General features: G+C 62.4%; 11 protein-coding genes. All 11 read left to right on the forward strand.

What is annotated here, in order from left to right; all coding sequences use genetic code 11:
- Positions 1 to 11: 11 nt before the first annotated feature.
- The 11 genes from tssH to ACWKV5_RS13585 all read left to right on the forward strand — a co-directional run bounded on the left by tssH (position 12) and on the right by ACWKV5_RS13585 (position 15863).
- The gene (tssH, locus tag ACWKV5_RS13535; RefSeq protein ID WP_483841640.1) at positions 12 to 2660 is read left to right on the forward strand and encodes a type VI secretion system ATPase TssH; all 2649 of its coding nucleotides are present in this window, start codon (positions 12 to 14) and stop codon (positions 2658 to 2660) included.
- Positions 2661 to 2670: 10 nt separating this feature from the next.
- Positions 2671 to 4188: a sigma-54 interaction domain-containing protein gene (locus tag ACWKV5_RS13540; protein WP_483841641.1), complete on the forward strand. Its 1518-nt coding sequence runs from the start codon at positions 2671 to 2673 to the stop codon at positions 4186 to 4188.
- A 270-nt stretch (positions 4189 to 4458) separates the two neighbouring features.
- Entirely contained in the window at positions 4459 to 4599 is a 141-nt protein-coding gene (locus ACWKV5_RS13545) for a hypothetical protein (protein WP_007894589.1), read from the forward strand.
- A gap of 17 nt (positions 4600 to 4616) precedes the next feature.
- Positions 4617 to 5813: a type VI secretion system-associated FHA domain protein TagH gene (gene tagH / locus ACWKV5_RS13550; protein ID WP_483841642.1), complete on the forward strand. Its 1197-nt coding sequence runs from the start codon at positions 4617 to 4619 to the stop codon at positions 5811 to 5813.
- Between the two features lie 5 nt (positions 5814 to 5818).
- Positions 5819 to 6319 (forward strand): type VI secretion system lipoprotein TssJ, encoded by a 501-nt coding sequence (gene tssJ, locus ACWKV5_RS13555; protein WP_483841643.1) that lies wholly within the window; start codon positions 5819 to 5821, stop codon positions 6317 to 6319.
- Positions 6320 to 6321: 2 nt separating this feature from the next.
- A complete protein-coding gene (tssK, locus tag ACWKV5_RS13560) occupies positions 6322 to 7653 on the forward strand; it encodes a type VI secretion system baseplate subunit TssK (protein ID WP_483841644.1) in 1332 nt (443 codons plus the stop codon).
- Positions 7654 to 7658: 5 nt separating this feature from the next.
- On the forward strand, positions 7659 to 8534 hold the full coding sequence (gene icmH / locus ACWKV5_RS13565) for a type IVB secretion system protein IcmH/DotU (protein WP_123433133.1): 876 nt from the start codon (positions 7659 to 7661) through the stop codon (positions 8532 to 8534).
- Between the two features lie 13 nt (positions 8535 to 8547).
- On the forward strand, positions 8548 to 12072 hold the full coding sequence (gene tssM / locus ACWKV5_RS13570; RefSeq protein ID WP_483841645.1) for a type VI secretion system membrane subunit TssM: 3525 nt from the start codon (positions 8548 to 8550) through the stop codon (positions 12070 to 12072).
- A complete protein-coding gene (locus ACWKV5_RS13575; RefSeq protein ID WP_123433131.1) occupies positions 12072 to 12800 on the forward strand; it encodes a PP2C family protein-serine/threonine phosphatase in 729 nt (242 codons plus the stop codon). The genes tssM and ACWKV5_RS13575 overlap by 1 nt, the downstream gene beginning before the upstream one ends.
- On the forward strand, positions 12797 to 13798 hold the full coding sequence (locus ACWKV5_RS13580) for a serine/threonine-protein kinase (RefSeq protein ID WP_483841646.1): 1002 nt from the start codon (positions 12797 to 12799) through the stop codon (positions 13796 to 13798). The genes ACWKV5_RS13575 and ACWKV5_RS13580 overlap by 4 nt, the downstream gene beginning before the upstream one ends.
- 28 nt (positions 13799 to 13826) lie before the next feature.
- Entirely contained in the window at positions 13827 to 15863 is a 2037-nt protein-coding gene (locus ACWKV5_RS13585; protein WP_483841647.1) for a type VI secretion system Vgr family protein, read from the forward strand.

Genomic DNA, 15863 nt, shown 5'->3' on the forward strand with positions numbered 1-15863 from the left:
ACAGATGACCAATGATCAACGTAGACCTGCAACAACTTATCCAGGCGCTGGACGCCGAAACCCGTCGTGACCTGGAAAGTTCTGCCGAACGCTGCGTCGCCCGTGGCGGCAGCAAGATCCTCGTCGAAGACTTGCTGCTGGGCCTGCTGGAGCGTCCGCAAGGCCTGCTCGCACGCGCGCTGCAAGATGCCGAAGTGGATGCCGGTGAACTGAGCGCCGCCCTGCAATCGCGGGTCGAACACAGCGCGTCGCGCAACCCGGTGTTTGCCCCGGAGCTGGTGCAATGGCTGCAGGATGCCTTGCTGGTGGCCAACCTCGAACTGGGCCAGACCCAGGTCGAACAGGCTGCGCTGATCCTCGCCCTGCTGCGCAACCCGATGCGTTACGCCGGCAGCCGCTACCAGGCGTTGCTGGCCAAGCTGAACATTGATCGCCTGAAAGAATTTGCCCTGTCGCAGAAAGAACAACCGGCCACCGGCAAACCCGCCGTGCCGGGCGAATCGCTGCTGCAACGCTTCACGCACAACCTGACCCAACAGGCCCGCGACGGCAAACTCGACCCGGTGCTGTGCCGCGATGGCGCGATCCGGCAGATGGTCGACATCCTCGCCCGTCGCCGCAAGAACAACCCGATTGTGGTCGGTGAAGCCGGTGTGGGTAAAACCGCGATCGTCGAAGGTCTGGCCTCGCGCATCGCCGCCGGGGAAGTGCCGCAAGTCCTGAAAGGCGTCGAATTGCTGTCGCTGGACATGGGCCTGTTGCAGGCCGGCGCCAGCGTCAAAGGTGAATTCGAACGTCGCCTCAAGGGCGTGATCGACGAAGTCAAAGCCTCGCCGAAACCGATCATCCTGTTCATCGACGAAGCCCACACGCTGATCGGCGCAGGCGGCAATGCCGGCGGTTCCGACGCGGCCAACCTGCTGAAACCGGCGCTGGCCCGTGGGGAACTGCGCACCATCGCGGCGACCACTTGGGCGGAGTACAAAAAATACTTCGAGAAAGACCCGGCGCTGGCCCGTCGTTTCCAACCGGTGCAACTGCACGAACCGACCGTCAGCGAAGCGGTGACCATCCTTCGTGGTCTGGCTCAGGTGTATGAGAAGAGTCACGGCATTTACCTGCGCGATGACGCCGTCGTCTCCGCTGCCGAACTGTCTGCCCGTTACCTCGCCGGTCGCCAACTGCCGGACAAAGCCGTCGACGTACTCGACACCGCGTGCGCCCGCGTGCGCATCAGCCTCGCTGCCGCTCCGGAAAGCCTTGAACGCCTGCGTGGCGAACTGGCTGAAGGCGGTCGCCAACGTCAGGCCCTGCGCCGCGATGCCGAAGCCGGTTTGCTGATCGATCACGAAGCGCTGGACGCACTGGAAGCGCGGCTGGAAGAAGCTGAAGACGAGAGGGCTGCGCTGGAAACCCTGTGGACCGAACAGAAGGCATTGGCCGAACGCCTGCTGGACCTGCGCCAGCAACTGGCCAAGGCGCGTGAAGCCGCTGCCGTCGAACCGACCATCAGCGTTGAAGAAGACGCCGAAGGTACCGTGATCGAAACCCTGCCGGTCGACGAAGCGCAAAGCGTCGCATCGCTGGAAGCCGCGTTGAACGACACTCACAAAGCCCTGACCGAGGCGCAGGTCAAAGAACGTCTGGTGAGCTTCGAAGTGTGCCCGCGTCTGGTCGCCGAAGTGATCAGCGCCTGGACCGGCGTGCCCTTGGCGCAACTGGCCCGCGAGCACAACGCCAAGGTCGCGAGCTTCGCCACCGACCTGCGCACGCGCATCCGTGGTCAGGAGCAAGCCGTTCACGCACTGGACCGCTCGATGCGCGCCACTGCTGCCGGCCTGAACAAACCGGACGCGCCAGTGGGCGTTTTCCTGCTGGTCGGCCCGAGCGGCGTCGGCAAAACCGAAACCGCGCTGGCCCTGGCTGATTTGCTCTACGGCGGTGATCGTTTCATCACCACCATCAACATGTCCGAGTTCCAGGAGAAGCACACCGTCTCGCGCCTGATCGGTGCGCCACCGGGTTACGTCGGTTATGGCGAGGGCGGCATGCTCACCGAAGCCGTGCGCCAGAAGCCGTACTCCGTCGTGCTGCTCGATGAAGTGGAAAAAGCTGACCCGGACGTGCTCAACCTGTTCTACCAAATCTTCGACAAAGGCGTGGCCAACGACGGCGAAGGGCGCGAGATCGATTTCCGCAACACGTTGATCCTGATGACCTCGAACCTGGGCAGCGACCGCATCAGCGAGCTCTGTGAAAACGGCGCACGACCGACCGCCGAAGTACTCGAAGAAACCATCCGCCCGGTCCTCAGCAAACACTTCAAACCGGCGCTGTTGGCGCGCATGCGTGTGGTGCCTTACTACCCGGTCGGCGGCCCGGTGTTGCGCGAGCTGATCGAAATCAAACTCGGCCGTTTGGGCGAGCGCCTGAACCGTCGTCAGCTGGATTTCACTTACTGCCAGAACCTCGTCGATCACTTGGCCGAGCGCTGCACCCAAAGCGACAGCGGCGCGCGCCTGATCGACCACTTGCTCGACCTGCACGTGCTGCCGCTGGTGGCCGACCGCTTGCTCGACGCAATGGCCACCGGTGAAAGCCTCAAGCGTGTGCATGCCACGCTCGACGGTGACGCCAGCGTGACCTGCGAGTTCGCCTGAGGTGGGTGTGATGTTCACTCGAGTGCCGCAACCGCTGGTCTATGCCGAAGCCTTGCTGGCGCAGTTTGCCAGCCTGTCGCGCGCGGCGGACGGTGCTGCGCTGCTGGGTGACTTCGTGCGCGGTCTGGCCGAGCTCAGCGGTTGCGAACTGACGCAGCTGTACCTGCTGGACGCGACCCACACTTGCCTGGGAATGAACGCCGAGTGCCTGAACGGCATCCTGCAACCCCGGGAAGCGGCGAGCCTGCCGGCGGATTACAACGGTGAACAACTGCTGCAATTCGCCTTGTGCCAGAACCGCGTGGTGAGCCTCAGCGAACTTAGCGGCAGCCTGCACGAAACCAGTTTCCTGCCGCCCCAGGCCACGCCTTGGCAGTCGTTGCTATGCGTGCCGTTGGTCAATCAGCAGAAGTCGGTTGAAGGCTTGCTGCTGTGCGCCAGTCGCCGGCACATCGACCTGCAAGGTTTTGCCGATTCCCTCGGTCAGCTCGGCTCGTTCGTGCTCGGCCAACTGCACCTGCTGCAACGTTTGCGTCAGCCGAGCGGTGTTTCGCGGCCAGCGCCGGTCAGTGTGCCGAGTGCCAGCGGTTATGGCTTGATCGGCAAGAGCTCGGCCATGCGCCAGACCTATTCGCTGATCAGCAAAGTCCTGCACAGCCCTTACACCGTGCTGTTGCGCGGTGAGACCGGGACCGGCAAGGAAGTGGTCGCCCGGGCCATTCACGATTGCGGACCGCGCCGCTCCCAGGCGTTCATCGTGCAGAACTGCGCGGCGTTCCCCGAGAACCTGCTGGAAAGCGAACTCTTCGGCTACCGCAAAGGCGCCTTCACCGGCGCTGACCGCGACCGCGCCGGGCTGTTCGACGCGGCCAACGGCGGCACCTTGCTGCTCGATGAAATCGGCGACATGCCGCTGTCGCTGCAAGCCAAATTGCTGCGCGTGTTGCAGGAAGGCGAGATCCGTCCACTGGGTTCCAACGACACCCACAAGATCGACGTGCGCATCATTGCCGCGACGCACCGGGATTTGTCGGTGCTGGTCAGCGAAGGCAAGTTCCGCGAGGACTTGTACTACCGCCTCGCGCAATTCCCGATCGAGTTGCCGGCCCTGCGTCAGCGCGAAGGCGACATCCTCGACCTGGCCCGGCACTTTGCTGAAAAGGCCTGCTCGTTCTTGCAACGCGATGCGGTGCGTTGGTCCGACGCGGCGCTGGATCACCTGTCCGGGTATGCCTTCCCCGGCAACGTGCGCGAACTTAAAGGCCTGGTCGAACGTGCTGTTCTGTTGTGCGAGGGCGGCGAATTGCTGGCCGAGCATTTCTCCCTGCGCATGGAAGCCATGCCGGAAGACAACAGCCTGAACCTGCGCGAACGCCTGGAACAGGTCGAACGCAGCCTGCTGCTCGATTGCCTGCGCAAAAACGACGGCAACCAGACCCTCGCCGCCCGCGAACTCGGCCTGCCACGGCGCACGCTGCTGTACCGCCTCGGGCGCCTGAATATCAATCTGGGTGACTTCGATGGTTAACCCAATGCTGAGCCACGCACGACTTGTGGCGAGGGAGCTTGCTCCCGCTCGATTGCGCAGCAGTCGCAATCCGGTAGCCGCGGTTTGCCTGAATAAACTCGGTAGCTGGTTTTGGGGCTGCTTCGCAGCCCAACGGGAGCAAGCTCCCTCGCCACAGGGGGTTGCGTCCAGATGCCGGGTTAGAGCACCCGGCTTCACCCCAATCAATTTCGATAGCGCCGCCCAATCGGGCCGCCACTTTGTGCTTTGTCTATCCCTGGAGACCCTCTGATGCCTGTTCGTCACTGGCAAGCCGTCCTGCTGACCCTCGTCGTTCTATGCGGCCTCGGCGGCTGTAGCGGCAATTACAAATACAACGACAACACCTATCGCCCATTGGGTGATCCGCAGGCGGTCAATCGCGGCAAGTGACCGCAAGGAGTATCACCATGGAACTGGTTTTCGAAATGCTCAACACCAAGCAATTCGTGCCCACGGACTTGTGCCAAAAGACCTTTAAACAGGCCGGTGGCGTCATCGGCCGGGGCGAGGATTGCGACTGGATCATTCCGGACCGCAAGCGCCACCTGTCCAACCACCACGCGTTGATCAGCTACCGCGAAGGCACGTTTTTCCTGACCGATACCAGCAGCAACGGTATCCAGAACAGCGAAAGCGGCGCGCGCCTGCGCAAGGGCGAAGCCATGCGTATCGAGCACGGCAGCGTCTATGTGCTGGGTGATTTCGAGATCCGCGCGCGGCTGGTGCGTGACCCGGCGACCTTCGACGTCGAAGTCGGCCGTCCGCAAGCGGCAGGCAGCATCATTCCGGATGACGCGTTCCTCGATCTCGACCCGCTCAATGCACTGGATCAGCAAGAACGCGTGTATTCGGAAATCGAGCAATTGATCTCCCCGAGCACCACGATCGAAGACAGCCGTCAGCGCGCCGACTATGCGCGTATCGACATGGAAAGCCTGATGGTCCCGGAGCTGATCAACGCCCCGGCCGAACCCGTCCCGGCCCCTGTGCCGAAAGCGGTCGAACGTCAGAGCGAAGGCTTCTGGGAGCATTTCGGCGCAGCGCTGGGCGTGGACCTCAAAGGCCTCGACCATGATGCCCGCGAAGCCCTGGCGCTGAACGCGGCGCGCTTGCTCAAGCAAAGCGTCGGCGGTTTGCAGCAGAGCCTGCGCACCCGCAGCGAACTGAAAAACGAACTGCGGCTGGCCCAGACCACCGTGCAAGGCTCGCAAAAGAACCCGCTGAAATTCGCCGTCGATGCCGGGGAAGCGCTGGGCATTTTGTTGCAGCCGAACAAGCCGGGCCAGTTGCCGGCCGAGCAAGCGATCTCCCGCGCGTTCCGCGATTTGCAGGCGCATCAAGTCGCGCTGCTCACCGCCAGCCGCGCCGCTGTTCGCGGCACGCTGGAGCACTTCTCGCCGCAGCAATTGACCCTGCGTTTCGAGCGCGACAACAAGCCGTTGCTCGCCACTTCCGGCAGTCGCTGGAGAGCCTACGGTCGTTATCACCAGGCCCTGCGTCAGGACGATGACTGGAGCGAACGCCTGCTGGCCCGTGACTTCGCTCAGGCCTACGAAGAGCAGATCCGCCTGATTTCCACCCTACACACCGACCACCAAGGATGATGCGCATGTCTCGCTGCTCGACCGCTTTTTTCAAGACGCTGACGGCGCTCATGGCCCTGGTGCTGTTGGCCGGCTGCTCGTCGCTGTCGCCGTATTCGACAGTCACCAAGCTCAACCTGAAACTGACCGCCAGCGATCAGTTGAACCCGGACCTCAACGGGCGTCCGTCGCCGATTGTCGTGCGCCTGTTCGAGCTCAAGCACCCGGTGACCTTTGAAAACGCCGACTTCTTCAGCCTGTATGAACGCGCCAAGGAATCCCTGGCCCCAGACCTGGTGGCCAGCGAAGAACTCGAACTGCGCCCCGGCGAAACCGTTGAGTTGAAACTCAGCGTGGAGGAGGGCAGCCGCTACGTTGGCGTGCTCGCCGCCTACCGCGACCTGCCGGAAACCAAATGGCGCTACACCGTGCAAATCACTCCGGTGGAAGTCACCGACGCTGACCTGACGCTCGATCAGGCCGGTATCCGCAACAGCTTCGAAACGCTCGCCAAGGCGGATGACTGATCATGAATACCCATAAAGTCATTTGGCAGGAAGGCATGCTGCTGCGCCCGCAGCACTTCCAGCACAACGATCGCTACTACGATCACCAGATGAAGACCCGCACCCAGTTGTTGGGTGGTTATACCTGGGGCTTCCTCAATCTGGACATCGATTTGCAGTTCCTCAACATGGGCAAACTGGTGGTCAGCCAGGCCTCGGGGATTCTGCCGGACGGCAGCCTGTTCGAGCTCGGTGGCAACACCGAACCGCTGGCGCTGGACGTACCGCCGAACACCGGCAACACGCCGATCTACCTGGCGCTGCCGCTGGTCACCGGTAACCACATCGAGGCGCGCCGTCCGGAGCAATCCGACGTGCTGGCGCGCTACACCGCGTACGAAGCCGAAGTCGCCGATTCCAACGCCGGTGATGATTCCGCGAGCCAGGTGCGCTGCGGTCGCCCGGACTTCAAATTGCTGCTCGGCGAACAGCAGAGCGATCAGGCCTACGTGAAGCTGAAGATCTGCGACGTGCTCGACACCACGCCCGACGGCGTGATCAGCCTCGACCCGGATTTCGTGCCGACCTACATCCAGGCGCATTCCTCCAGCTACCTGCTGTCGTGCCTCAAAGAAGTGATCAGCATGCTCGGTCACCGCGGCGACACCATCGCCGACCGAATCCGCTCCAACGGCAAGGTCGGTGGCGCGGAAGTCGGTGACTTCATGATGCTGCAACTGATCAACCGCACCGAAATGCTGCTGCGTCACTATCTGGGACTTGAGCAGGTTCACCCGGAAGAGTTGTACCGCACGCTGCTGACCATGCTCGGTGAACTGGCGACCTTCTCCAGCGACAGCAAACGCCCGCGCCTGGACAGCCGTTACCAGCACAGCGATCAGGGCGCGAGCTTTCGCAAGCTGATGGAAGCGATCCGTCAGGTGCTGTCGATGGTGCTGGAACAACACGCCATCGAACTGATCCTGCAGGAGCGTCAGTACGGGATCATCGTCTCGCCGTTGCACGACCACAAACTGCTGGGCTCGGCGTCGTTCGTGCTGGCGGCCAGTGCCAACTGCGACTCCGAAGAACTGCGCCACCGCTTGCCAGCGCACCTCAAGGTCGGCCCGGTCGAGCGCATCCGCCAACTGGTCAACCTGCACCTGCCGGGCATCAAGGTCAAACCGTTGCCGGTGGCCCCGCGGCAGATCGCGTTCCACTCCAACAAAACCTATTTCATCCTCGAACTCAGTTCGGGAGACCTGGCAGACCTGGAGCGCTCCGGCGGCTTCGCGTTCCACGTTTCCGGTGAATTTGCCGAGCTCGAACTGAAATTCTGGGCCATCAGGAACTGACTGAAATGATTAAGGACATGGAACACCATCAGGACGATAAAACCGTCTTGCTCGACCGCCAGGGCCACGGCCCGGCGCAAAGTCCGCTGACCGATTTCGCTGCACCGCCGCGTTTCGAACAGCTCGAAGAACGCATGATCTACGCCGCGCGCCTGCGCCCGGCGGAAGCGTTCAACATCAGCCTCAATTCGCTGGTGGCCGCCGCCTCCGAGCTGCTCTCGGAAGTGGTGCGACTCAAGCACAGCGACACCCGCGAAGACATGTATGCGCTCAACGAGCGACTGACCGCCGGGCTCAAGCTGTTTGAAGTGCGCGCACTGCACAACGGTGCCGAAAGCAGTCAGGTGATGGCCGCGCGTTACGTGCTGTGCACCGTGGTCGACGAAGCCGTCGTGACCACGCCGTGGGGCAACGAAAGCGAGTGGTCGCAGATGAGCCTGCTCAGCAGCTTCCACAACGAAACTTTCGGGGGCGAGAAATTCTTCCAGCTGCTGGACCGCCTGTCGAAAAACCCGGTCAAGCACCTGCCGATGCTGGAGCTGATGTACCTGTGCCTGTCCCTCGGTTTCGAAGGCAAGTACCGCGTGCAAGCACGCGGCATGCTCGAACTCGAAGGCATCCGCGACGCCTTGTACCGGCAGATCCGCCAACTGCGTGGCGACGTGCCACGTGAGCTGTCGCCGCACTGGGAAGGCCTGAACGATCAGCGCCGCAGCCTGGTGCGCATCGTGCCGGCGTGGATGGTGGTGCTCTTCACCGTCGTCTGCCTGGTGGTGATGTATTCCGGTTTCGCCTGGGTGCTCGGCGAGCAGCGCGACACCGTTCTGCAACCTTTCCAGCCGCTAGATCCGGCCGCGGTCCAGCCGCAGTCGCAGCCGTAAACAGGGACGTGTCATGAAAAAGTTTTTCAAGAAAGTCGGCGCATTCTTGCGCAAGACCTGGGTCTGGACCTTGCTGGTGGTGCTGTTTGTCGCGCTGCTGGTGTGGTTCGTCGGGCCGCTGCTGGCGGTGGATGACTACAAGTTCTGGGAAGGTTCGACCTCCCGCTTGCTGACCATCAGCGTGCTGTTCCTGATCTGGGGCCTGACCATGGTCTTCGTCAGCTGGCGCGCCGGTGTGCGTAAAAAAGCCGTCGAAGACACCGAAGACGGCCAGGATCGCATCCGCCGCGAAGAGCTGATCGACGAAGAACAGAAAGAGTTGAAGGTGCGTTTCAAGGACGCCCTGAAAACCCTCAAGACGTCGAGCCTGTATCGCGGTCGCAGTGAGCGCTGGCGCAGTGATTTGCCGTGGTACTTGCTGATCGGCCCACAGGGCAGCGGCAAGACCAGCCTGCTGGACTTCTCGGGCCTTGAGTTTCCGATCAACAAGATCGACCGCAAACTGACCCGCGACACCCAAGGCACCCGTCATTGCGACTGGTACTTTGCCGACCACGGTGTACTGATCGACACCGCCGGACGTTACCTGACCCAGGCGGATGGCGAAGTCGACGGCAGCGCCTGGAGCACCTTGCTCGACCTGCTGCGCAAGCGTCGCCGCAACCGTCCATTGAACGGTGTGCTGGTGACCATTCCGGTGGAAACCCTGCTGTGCCCTGACGAGAAAGACCTCGAGACCCTGGCCCGCCAGGTGCGTGCGCGCTTGCAGGACGTGCATCAAAAACTCCACGTCGACGTGCCGGTTTACCTGGTACTGAGCAAGGCCGACAAGCTGCTCGGTTTCGACGAGTTCTTCGATCAACTGACCCGCGAAGAAAGCGATCAGGTGCTCGGCACGAGCTTCCGCAAAGAGCAGAGCGGCACCGATGTGACCGTGCTGCGCACCGAGTTCGAAGAGCTGCTGCGTCGCCTCAACAGCCAAGTGATCATGCGCATGCACCAGGAGCGTGACACCCAGCGCCGTGGCCGCATCCTCGACTTCCCGCATCAGCTGGGGCAGATCGGCGAGCGCCTGTGCCTGTTCGTCGACATGGCGTTCACCGGCAACCGCTACCAGCGTGTCAGCCAGTTGCGCGGTTTCTACCTGACCAGCGCACCGCACCTGACCCAGGAAATGGACCAGACCACCGCCGGCATCGGCGCCAATCTGGGCATCAACGCGGGCGTGCTGCCGACGTTGCGCAGCGGCCGTTCACGGTTCATTCACCACTTGCTCAGCCGGGTGATTTTCCCCGAGGCCGATCTGGCCGGTCTGGACAAGCGCGAACGCAGCCGCATCCATTGGGGCCAACGTGCGCTGTATGTGGGCGCGCTGGCGGCATTGGCGCTGTTCGGCATGCTGTGGGCGGGCGGTTTCTCCGCCAACTACGAGCGTCTGGAAAACCTGCGTAACCTCGCCGCCAATTGGACTCAACAGCGCTCGGCCCTGACCGCACGCGATGATTCCATGGCGGTGCTCAAGCCGCTCGACACGGCCTACGCGGCGACTCAGGTCTTCCCGAAAAAAGGTGCCGTGAGTTACCACGAACGTGGCGGCCTGTACCAGGGCGAAGACGTCAATCCAGTGATCAGGAACGCCTACGAGCATGAGCTTGAAGCGCAACTGCTGCCGAAGGTCGCGACACTGCTGGAAGGGCAGATCCGCGCCAACATGCACGACCGCGAACGCCTGCTCAACAGCCTGCGCGCGTACCTGATGCTGAACATGAAAGACCGTCGCGACGGCCCGTGGCTCAAGGACTGGGTCGCCACCGAATGGTCCCAGCGCTATGCCGGCAACACCGCCGTGCAGAACGGCTTGAACACGCACTTCGAGCGTTTGCTGCAGCAGCCGTTTATCTACCCGTTGAACGATCAACTGGTGGCTCAGGCCCGTCAGGTCCTGCGCAGCGAATCGCTGGCCAACGTGGTTTACCGGATGCTGCGCGAGCAGGCCCGCAACCTGCCGGAATACCGTCTCAGCCAACACCTGGGCCCACAGGGTTCGCTGTTTGTCGGCACCGATTACGTGATCCCGGGCTTCTACACCCAGCAGGGTTATCAGCAGTATCTCTCGGTCCAGGGTTCTGCACTGGTCACCGATATCCTGCGTGACAACTGGGTACTGGGCGAAGGCTCGGGCATCAGCGGCATGGACTTGCGTCGCCTGATGGTCGAACTGGAGCAACTGTACTTCCGCGACTACGCCAACTTCTGGAGTGAAGCGGTCGGCCAGGTAGCGTTGCCACCGATCAGCGACTTCAGTGAAGGCGCCGAGCAACTGGCGGGCCTGACCTCGGCCAACTCGCCGGTGCTGCAACTGCTGGTGGAAGTGCGCGAGAACACGCGCTTCCCGGCGGCCGCCGACAACGCCGAAGACGCCGCCGATGCGGCCGGAAAACTGGCAGAGAAGGGCGGCAAGCTCGGCAAACTCGCGGCAGCTGCGGCGGATAAAGCTGCGGACATGACCAAGAACCTGCCAGACACCGCGAAAAAATCCCTGCAACGTCGCTTCGAACCGCTGCACCGTTTGCTGGATGACAACAACGGCCCGGCCGCTGATTTGACCCCGGCCCTGACGGCGCTCAACGACTTGCAAATGCAGCTGGCGAGCCTGGCGCGTGCCAGTTCCCCGGAGCAGGCTGCGTTTGAAATGGCCAAGACCCGCATGAGCGGCCAGCGTGATGCGCTGAGCGCCCTGCGCAATGCGTCGAATCGTCTGCCGCGTCCGGTCAGCGTGTGGTTCAACGTGCTGGCCGAAGACACCTGGCGTCTGGTGCTCAACGATTCCTACCAGTACCTGAACCAGCGCTATCAAAGCGAGCTGTACAGCTTCTATGGCAAGGCGATCAACAAGCGTTATCCGTTCAGCGCCCACAGCACCAGCGACGTGGCGATCAGCGACTTCCGCGAGTTCTTCAAGGCCCAGGGCATCAACGACCGCTTCTTCGACACCTACATGCGTCCGTTCGTGAGTGGCGATCCGGGCAACTTCCGTCTGCGCGTCATCGACGGTCACAGCCTGCCGATCTCCAAGGTCTACCTCGACCAGATGGCCGCGGCACAAGTGATCCGCCAGAGCTTCTTCTCGATCAACCCGGCCGAGCCCCAAGTGCAGTTCAAACTGGAGCCGTACACCCTCGACCCGGCCGTCAGCCGTTCCGAGTTCAAGTTTGGCGACAAGACCATCGAGTACCGCCATGGCCCGATTGTGCCGGTGTCGTTCAAATGGCCGACCGACGCTGAAGACGGTCGCACCAGCCTGGTCCTCGACAAAATGGCTGGCCGCCCGATCGGTATCGAAAAGAACACTGGCCCATGGTCGCTGTTCCGTCTGTTCGACCTGATGCAGACCGAGTACCTGAGCGGTCGTGACGTGCTGGTGTTGAAGGCTGACGTCGGTGGCCTGCGCGCCAATTACCTGCTCAGCAGCCAACGCACGCCGAACCCGTTCGACATGGGCGTGCTGCGCACCTTCCGTATGCCGGTGCAGCTCTGATGCTGGTTGCCAGTCCCTGGCGCAGCGCTGCGCGTACCGACGCCGGCAAGGTTCGGGCGCGCAACGAAGATGCTTTCCTCGACTGTCCACAGCAGGGGCTGTGGGTGGTCGCGGATGGCATGGGCGGTCATCAGGGTGGCGACATCGCCAGCCAGTTGATCGTCGCCAGCCTGGCGGAATTGCCGGTGCAGGATGATTTCGACGAACGCCTCAAAGGCATTCGCCAGTGCCTGCACTGGTTGAACCGCCGCTTGGGTCAGGAGTTGACCGTCACCGCCGGGCGCCACGACAGCATCATGGGCAGCACCGTGGTGGCGCTGCTGGTGGACGGCAATCGCGCGGCCTGTATCTGGGCCGGCGACAGCCGTTGCTACCTGTGGCGCGGCCAGCGTTTGTATCAACTGTCCAAGGACCATTCGCTGCAACAGCAACTCATCGACGAGCAAAACATGAGCATCGAAGACGCCAAGGCTCATCCTGCCGCCCATGCCCTGACCCGTGCGGTCGGGGCGGCCGAGCAGTTGACCCTGGACGTGCTCGAACTCGAGGTCTATCCCGGCGATGCGTTTCTGTTGTGCAGCGATGGTTTGTACAACGGGCTCAGCAGCGATGCCTTGGGCAACGCCCTGAGCCTGACCGCGCCGCACGTTGCGCTGGAGCGTCTGTTCGATGGCGCCCTGCGTGGCTCGGCGCGGGACAACCTGACTGCCGTGGTGATCCGCCAATGACCCAACTCATGCCGCCGCTCGACGACCTGCTGGTGAGCGACGAAGAAGTCAGCAACCTGACTTATTTCGCGTTCGCCAAGCCGCATAAAGCTGAGCCCGCGCTGGCGCCGACCAAGGCCAGCATTGGCGAAATGCCGGACGTACTCGCAGGCCGTTACCGCATCGAGCGCCTGCTCGGTGCTGGTGGCATGGGCGCGGTTTACCGCGCACGGGATCTGCTGAGCGAGCAGTTCGGCGACCCCGACCCTTACATTGCGCTGAAAATCCTCAGCGAAGAATTTGCCGAATCGCCGGACGCCAGCGCCTTGCTCTACAGCGAGTTCGCCCTGACCCGGCGCCTGCGCCACGACAACGTGCTGCGTTTGCACAGCTTTGACGTGGACACCGACTGCCAGCGCGCCTTCATCACCATGGAACTCATGCGTGGGCTGACCCTGGACAAATTACTCTGCGAGCGGCCCCTGGGCCTGCCGTGGAAAGAACTGCGAGACATCGCGCTGCCGCTGCTCGACGCGCTGGCCTACGCCCACTCGCGCGGCGTGCTGCACGGCGACATGAAACCGAGCAACGTGATGCTCAGCGAAGAAGGCGTGCGCCTGTTCGACTTCGGCCTCGGCCAGGCTGTGGAAGGCATCCTCCCCGGCCTGCCGCACCTGAGCCGCGACCGCTTTAACGCCTGGACCCCCGGCTACGCCGCCCCGGAACTGCTCGAAGGCCAACCGCTGACCGCCAGCGCCGACGTGTATGGCGTGGCCTGCGTGCTCTACGAACTGGCCGGCGGCAAACACCCGTTCCGCCGCTTGCCCTCGACCGAGGCCCGCGACGGCCAGCTCGAACGCGAGCTGCACCCGCCGCGCAACCTGCCCAAACACTGCTGGCCAGCCCTGCGAACGGCGCTGGCTTTCGATGCCGCCAAGCGCACCATCACCGCCGCCCAACTGCGTGACGCCCTGGGCGCCACTTCGTCTTTGCTGCAACGCCTGCGATTTGGGGCGTAACGGATGACCACCGAACAGGGAGCAAGCAATGTTCAACCCGTCTAACGAAACGCATTTCAGCCTGACCGTTGAAGACTATGTGGGCGACCTGCAAGTGCTGTCGTTCACCGGCACCGAAGGCATCAGCCAGCCGTATTGCTTCGACCTCGAACTGGTCAGCGAAAACCCTGATCTGGACCTGGAACAGCTGCTGCACAAACAGGCATTCCTCGCGTTCGATCCACAGGGTTCGGGCATCCACGGCCAGATCTACCGCGTCGCCCAAGGTGACGCCGGCAAACGACTGACCCGCTACAAAATTTCCCTGGTGCCGCACCTGCAATACCTGCATCACCGCACCAACCAGCGCATCTACCAGCAGATGTCGGCACCGAAAATCATCGCGCTGATCCTCGAAGAACACGGCATCAAAGGTAACGCCTACCGCTTCCAGCTCAGCCAACCGTGCCCGGACCGCGACTACTGCGTGCAGTACGACGAAACCGACCTGCACTTCGTCCAGCGCCTGTGCGAAGAGGAAGGCATTCACTACCACTTCCAGCACAGTGCCAAAGGTCATCTGCTGGTATTCGGCGACGACCAGACCGTGTTCCCGAAACTCGGGCAGCCAACGGCTTATGTGCAAGGCAGCGGCATGGTCGCTGACGAACCGGTGATCAAAGGCTTCAAACTGCGCCTGGAAACCCGTACCAGCCGCACCACCCGCCGCGACTACGACTTCGAAAAACCACGCCTGCAACTCGAAGCGGCGTACAAACCCGACGGCGAAAGCACCGAGCCAGACCTCGAAGACTACGACTACCCCGGCCGCTTCCTAGACCGCGCACGCGGCAAGTTCCTCAGCCAGCGAGCACTGGAACGCCACCGCGCCGACTACCAGCAAGCCGAAGGCCACGGCGACCAGACCCGGCTCATCAGCGGTCACTTCCTGGAAATGTCCGACCACCCGCGCACCGAGTGGAACGACCTCTGGCTGCTCACCGAAATCGTCCACGAAGGCAAACAACCGCAAGTCCTCGAAGAATCGGTGACCAGCGACACCACCGACAACAAAGACGACTTCCACCAGGGCTACCGCAACCGCTTCCTCGCCACCCCGTGGAACGTCTTCTACCGCCCCGCGCTGGAACACCCGAAACCTCGCGTCCTCGGCAGCCAGACCGCCATGGTCACCGGTCCCAAAGGCGAAGAAATCCACTGCGACCAATACGGCCGCATCAAAGTGCAATTCCACTGGGACCGCGAAGGGTTGGCCGATGACAAAACCAGCTGCTGGATGCGCGTTTCATCGAGCTGGGCCGGCGACCGCTACGGCGCCATCGTCATCCCGCGCATCGGCATGGAAGTGCTCGTCACCTTCCTCGAAGGCGACCCCGACCAACCACTGGTGACCGGTTGCCTGTACCACAAGGAAAACCAGGTCCCCTACGAACTGCCGGCGAACAAAACCCGCACCGTGTTCAAAACCCTCAGTTCACCGGGGGGCGGTGGGTTCAATGAACTGCGCATTGAAGACAAGAAAGGTGCCGAGCAGATCTTCATCCATGCCCAGCGGGATTGGGATGAAAACATTGAGCATGATCAGAAGATTCGCGTGGGAAATGAGCGCCACGACACCGTGGTGAAGAACACCTACACCGAACTCAAGGCCGAAGAACATCGCACCACGGTTGCCGACCGCAAGGTTGAAACGCGGCTGGATGATCACCTGACGATTGGGCAGAACCAGCATGTGAAGTTGGGGACTGCGCAGCTGACTAGCGTTGGGAAAGAGATTCATGTGAAGGCGGGGGCGAAGATTGTTATCGAGGCTGGCAGCGAACTCACCATTTTGGGGGGAGGGAGCTTTATCAAGCTGGATGCCGGTGGGGTGACGGTGGTTGGGCCGGTGGTGAAGATTAATGCGGGTGGGTCGGCGGGGAGCGGGACTGGGATCGGGATTAAGCCGCCGGTGCTGCCGGGGGCGGCGGATAAGGATAAAGCGGGGAGTTTGATGGATCAGGCGTTGGGGAATGCTCCGCAGGAGAAACTCAAACCTACAGTCGATTACCCTTTCTCGTTATGA

The sequence above is a fragment of the Pseudomonas oplopanacis genome, assembly GCF_057128725.1.

Excerpts from the sequence above, each read along its gene's own strand:
- tssK (WP_483841644.1), top strand. The coding sequence starts at position 6,322 with ATGAATACCCATAAAGTCATTTGGCAGGAAGGCATGCTGCTGCGCCCG.
- tssM (WP_483841645.1), top strand. The coding sequence starts at position 8,548 with ATGAAAAAGTTTTTCAAGAAAGTCGGCGCATTCTTGCGCAAGACCTGG.
- icmH (WP_123433133.1), top strand. The coding sequence starts at position 7,659 with ATGATTAAGGACATGGAACACCATCAGGACGATAAAACCGTCTTGCTC.
- tssH (WP_483841640.1), top strand. The coding sequence starts at position 12 with ATGATCAACGTAGACCTGCAACAACTTATCCAGGCGCTGGACGCCGAA.
- ACWKV5_RS13540 (WP_483841641.1), top strand. The coding sequence starts at position 2,671 with ATGTTCACTCGAGTGCCGCAACCGCTGGTCTATGCCGAAGCCTTGCTG.
- tagH (WP_483841642.1), top strand. The coding sequence starts at position 4,617 with ATGGAACTGGTTTTCGAAATGCTCAACACCAAGCAATTCGTGCCCACG.
- tssJ (WP_483841643.1), top strand. The coding sequence starts at position 5,819 with ATGTCTCGCTGCTCGACCGCTTTTTTCAAGACGCTGACGGCGCTCATG.
- ACWKV5_RS13585 (WP_483841647.1), top strand. The coding sequence starts at position 13,827 with ATGTTCAACCCGTCTAACGAAACGCATTTCAGCCTGACCGTTGAAGAC.
- ACWKV5_RS13580 (WP_483841646.1), top strand. The coding sequence starts at position 12,797 with ATGACCCAACTCATGCCGCCGCTCGACGACCTGCTGGTGAGCGACGAA.
- ACWKV5_RS13575 (WP_123433131.1), top strand. The coding sequence starts at position 12,072 with ATGCTGGTTGCCAGTCCCTGGCGCAGCGCTGCGCGTACCGACGCCGGC.
- ACWKV5_RS13545 (WP_007894589.1), top strand. The coding sequence starts at position 4,459 with ATGCCTGTTCGTCACTGGCAAGCCGTCCTGCTGACCCTCGTCGTTCTA.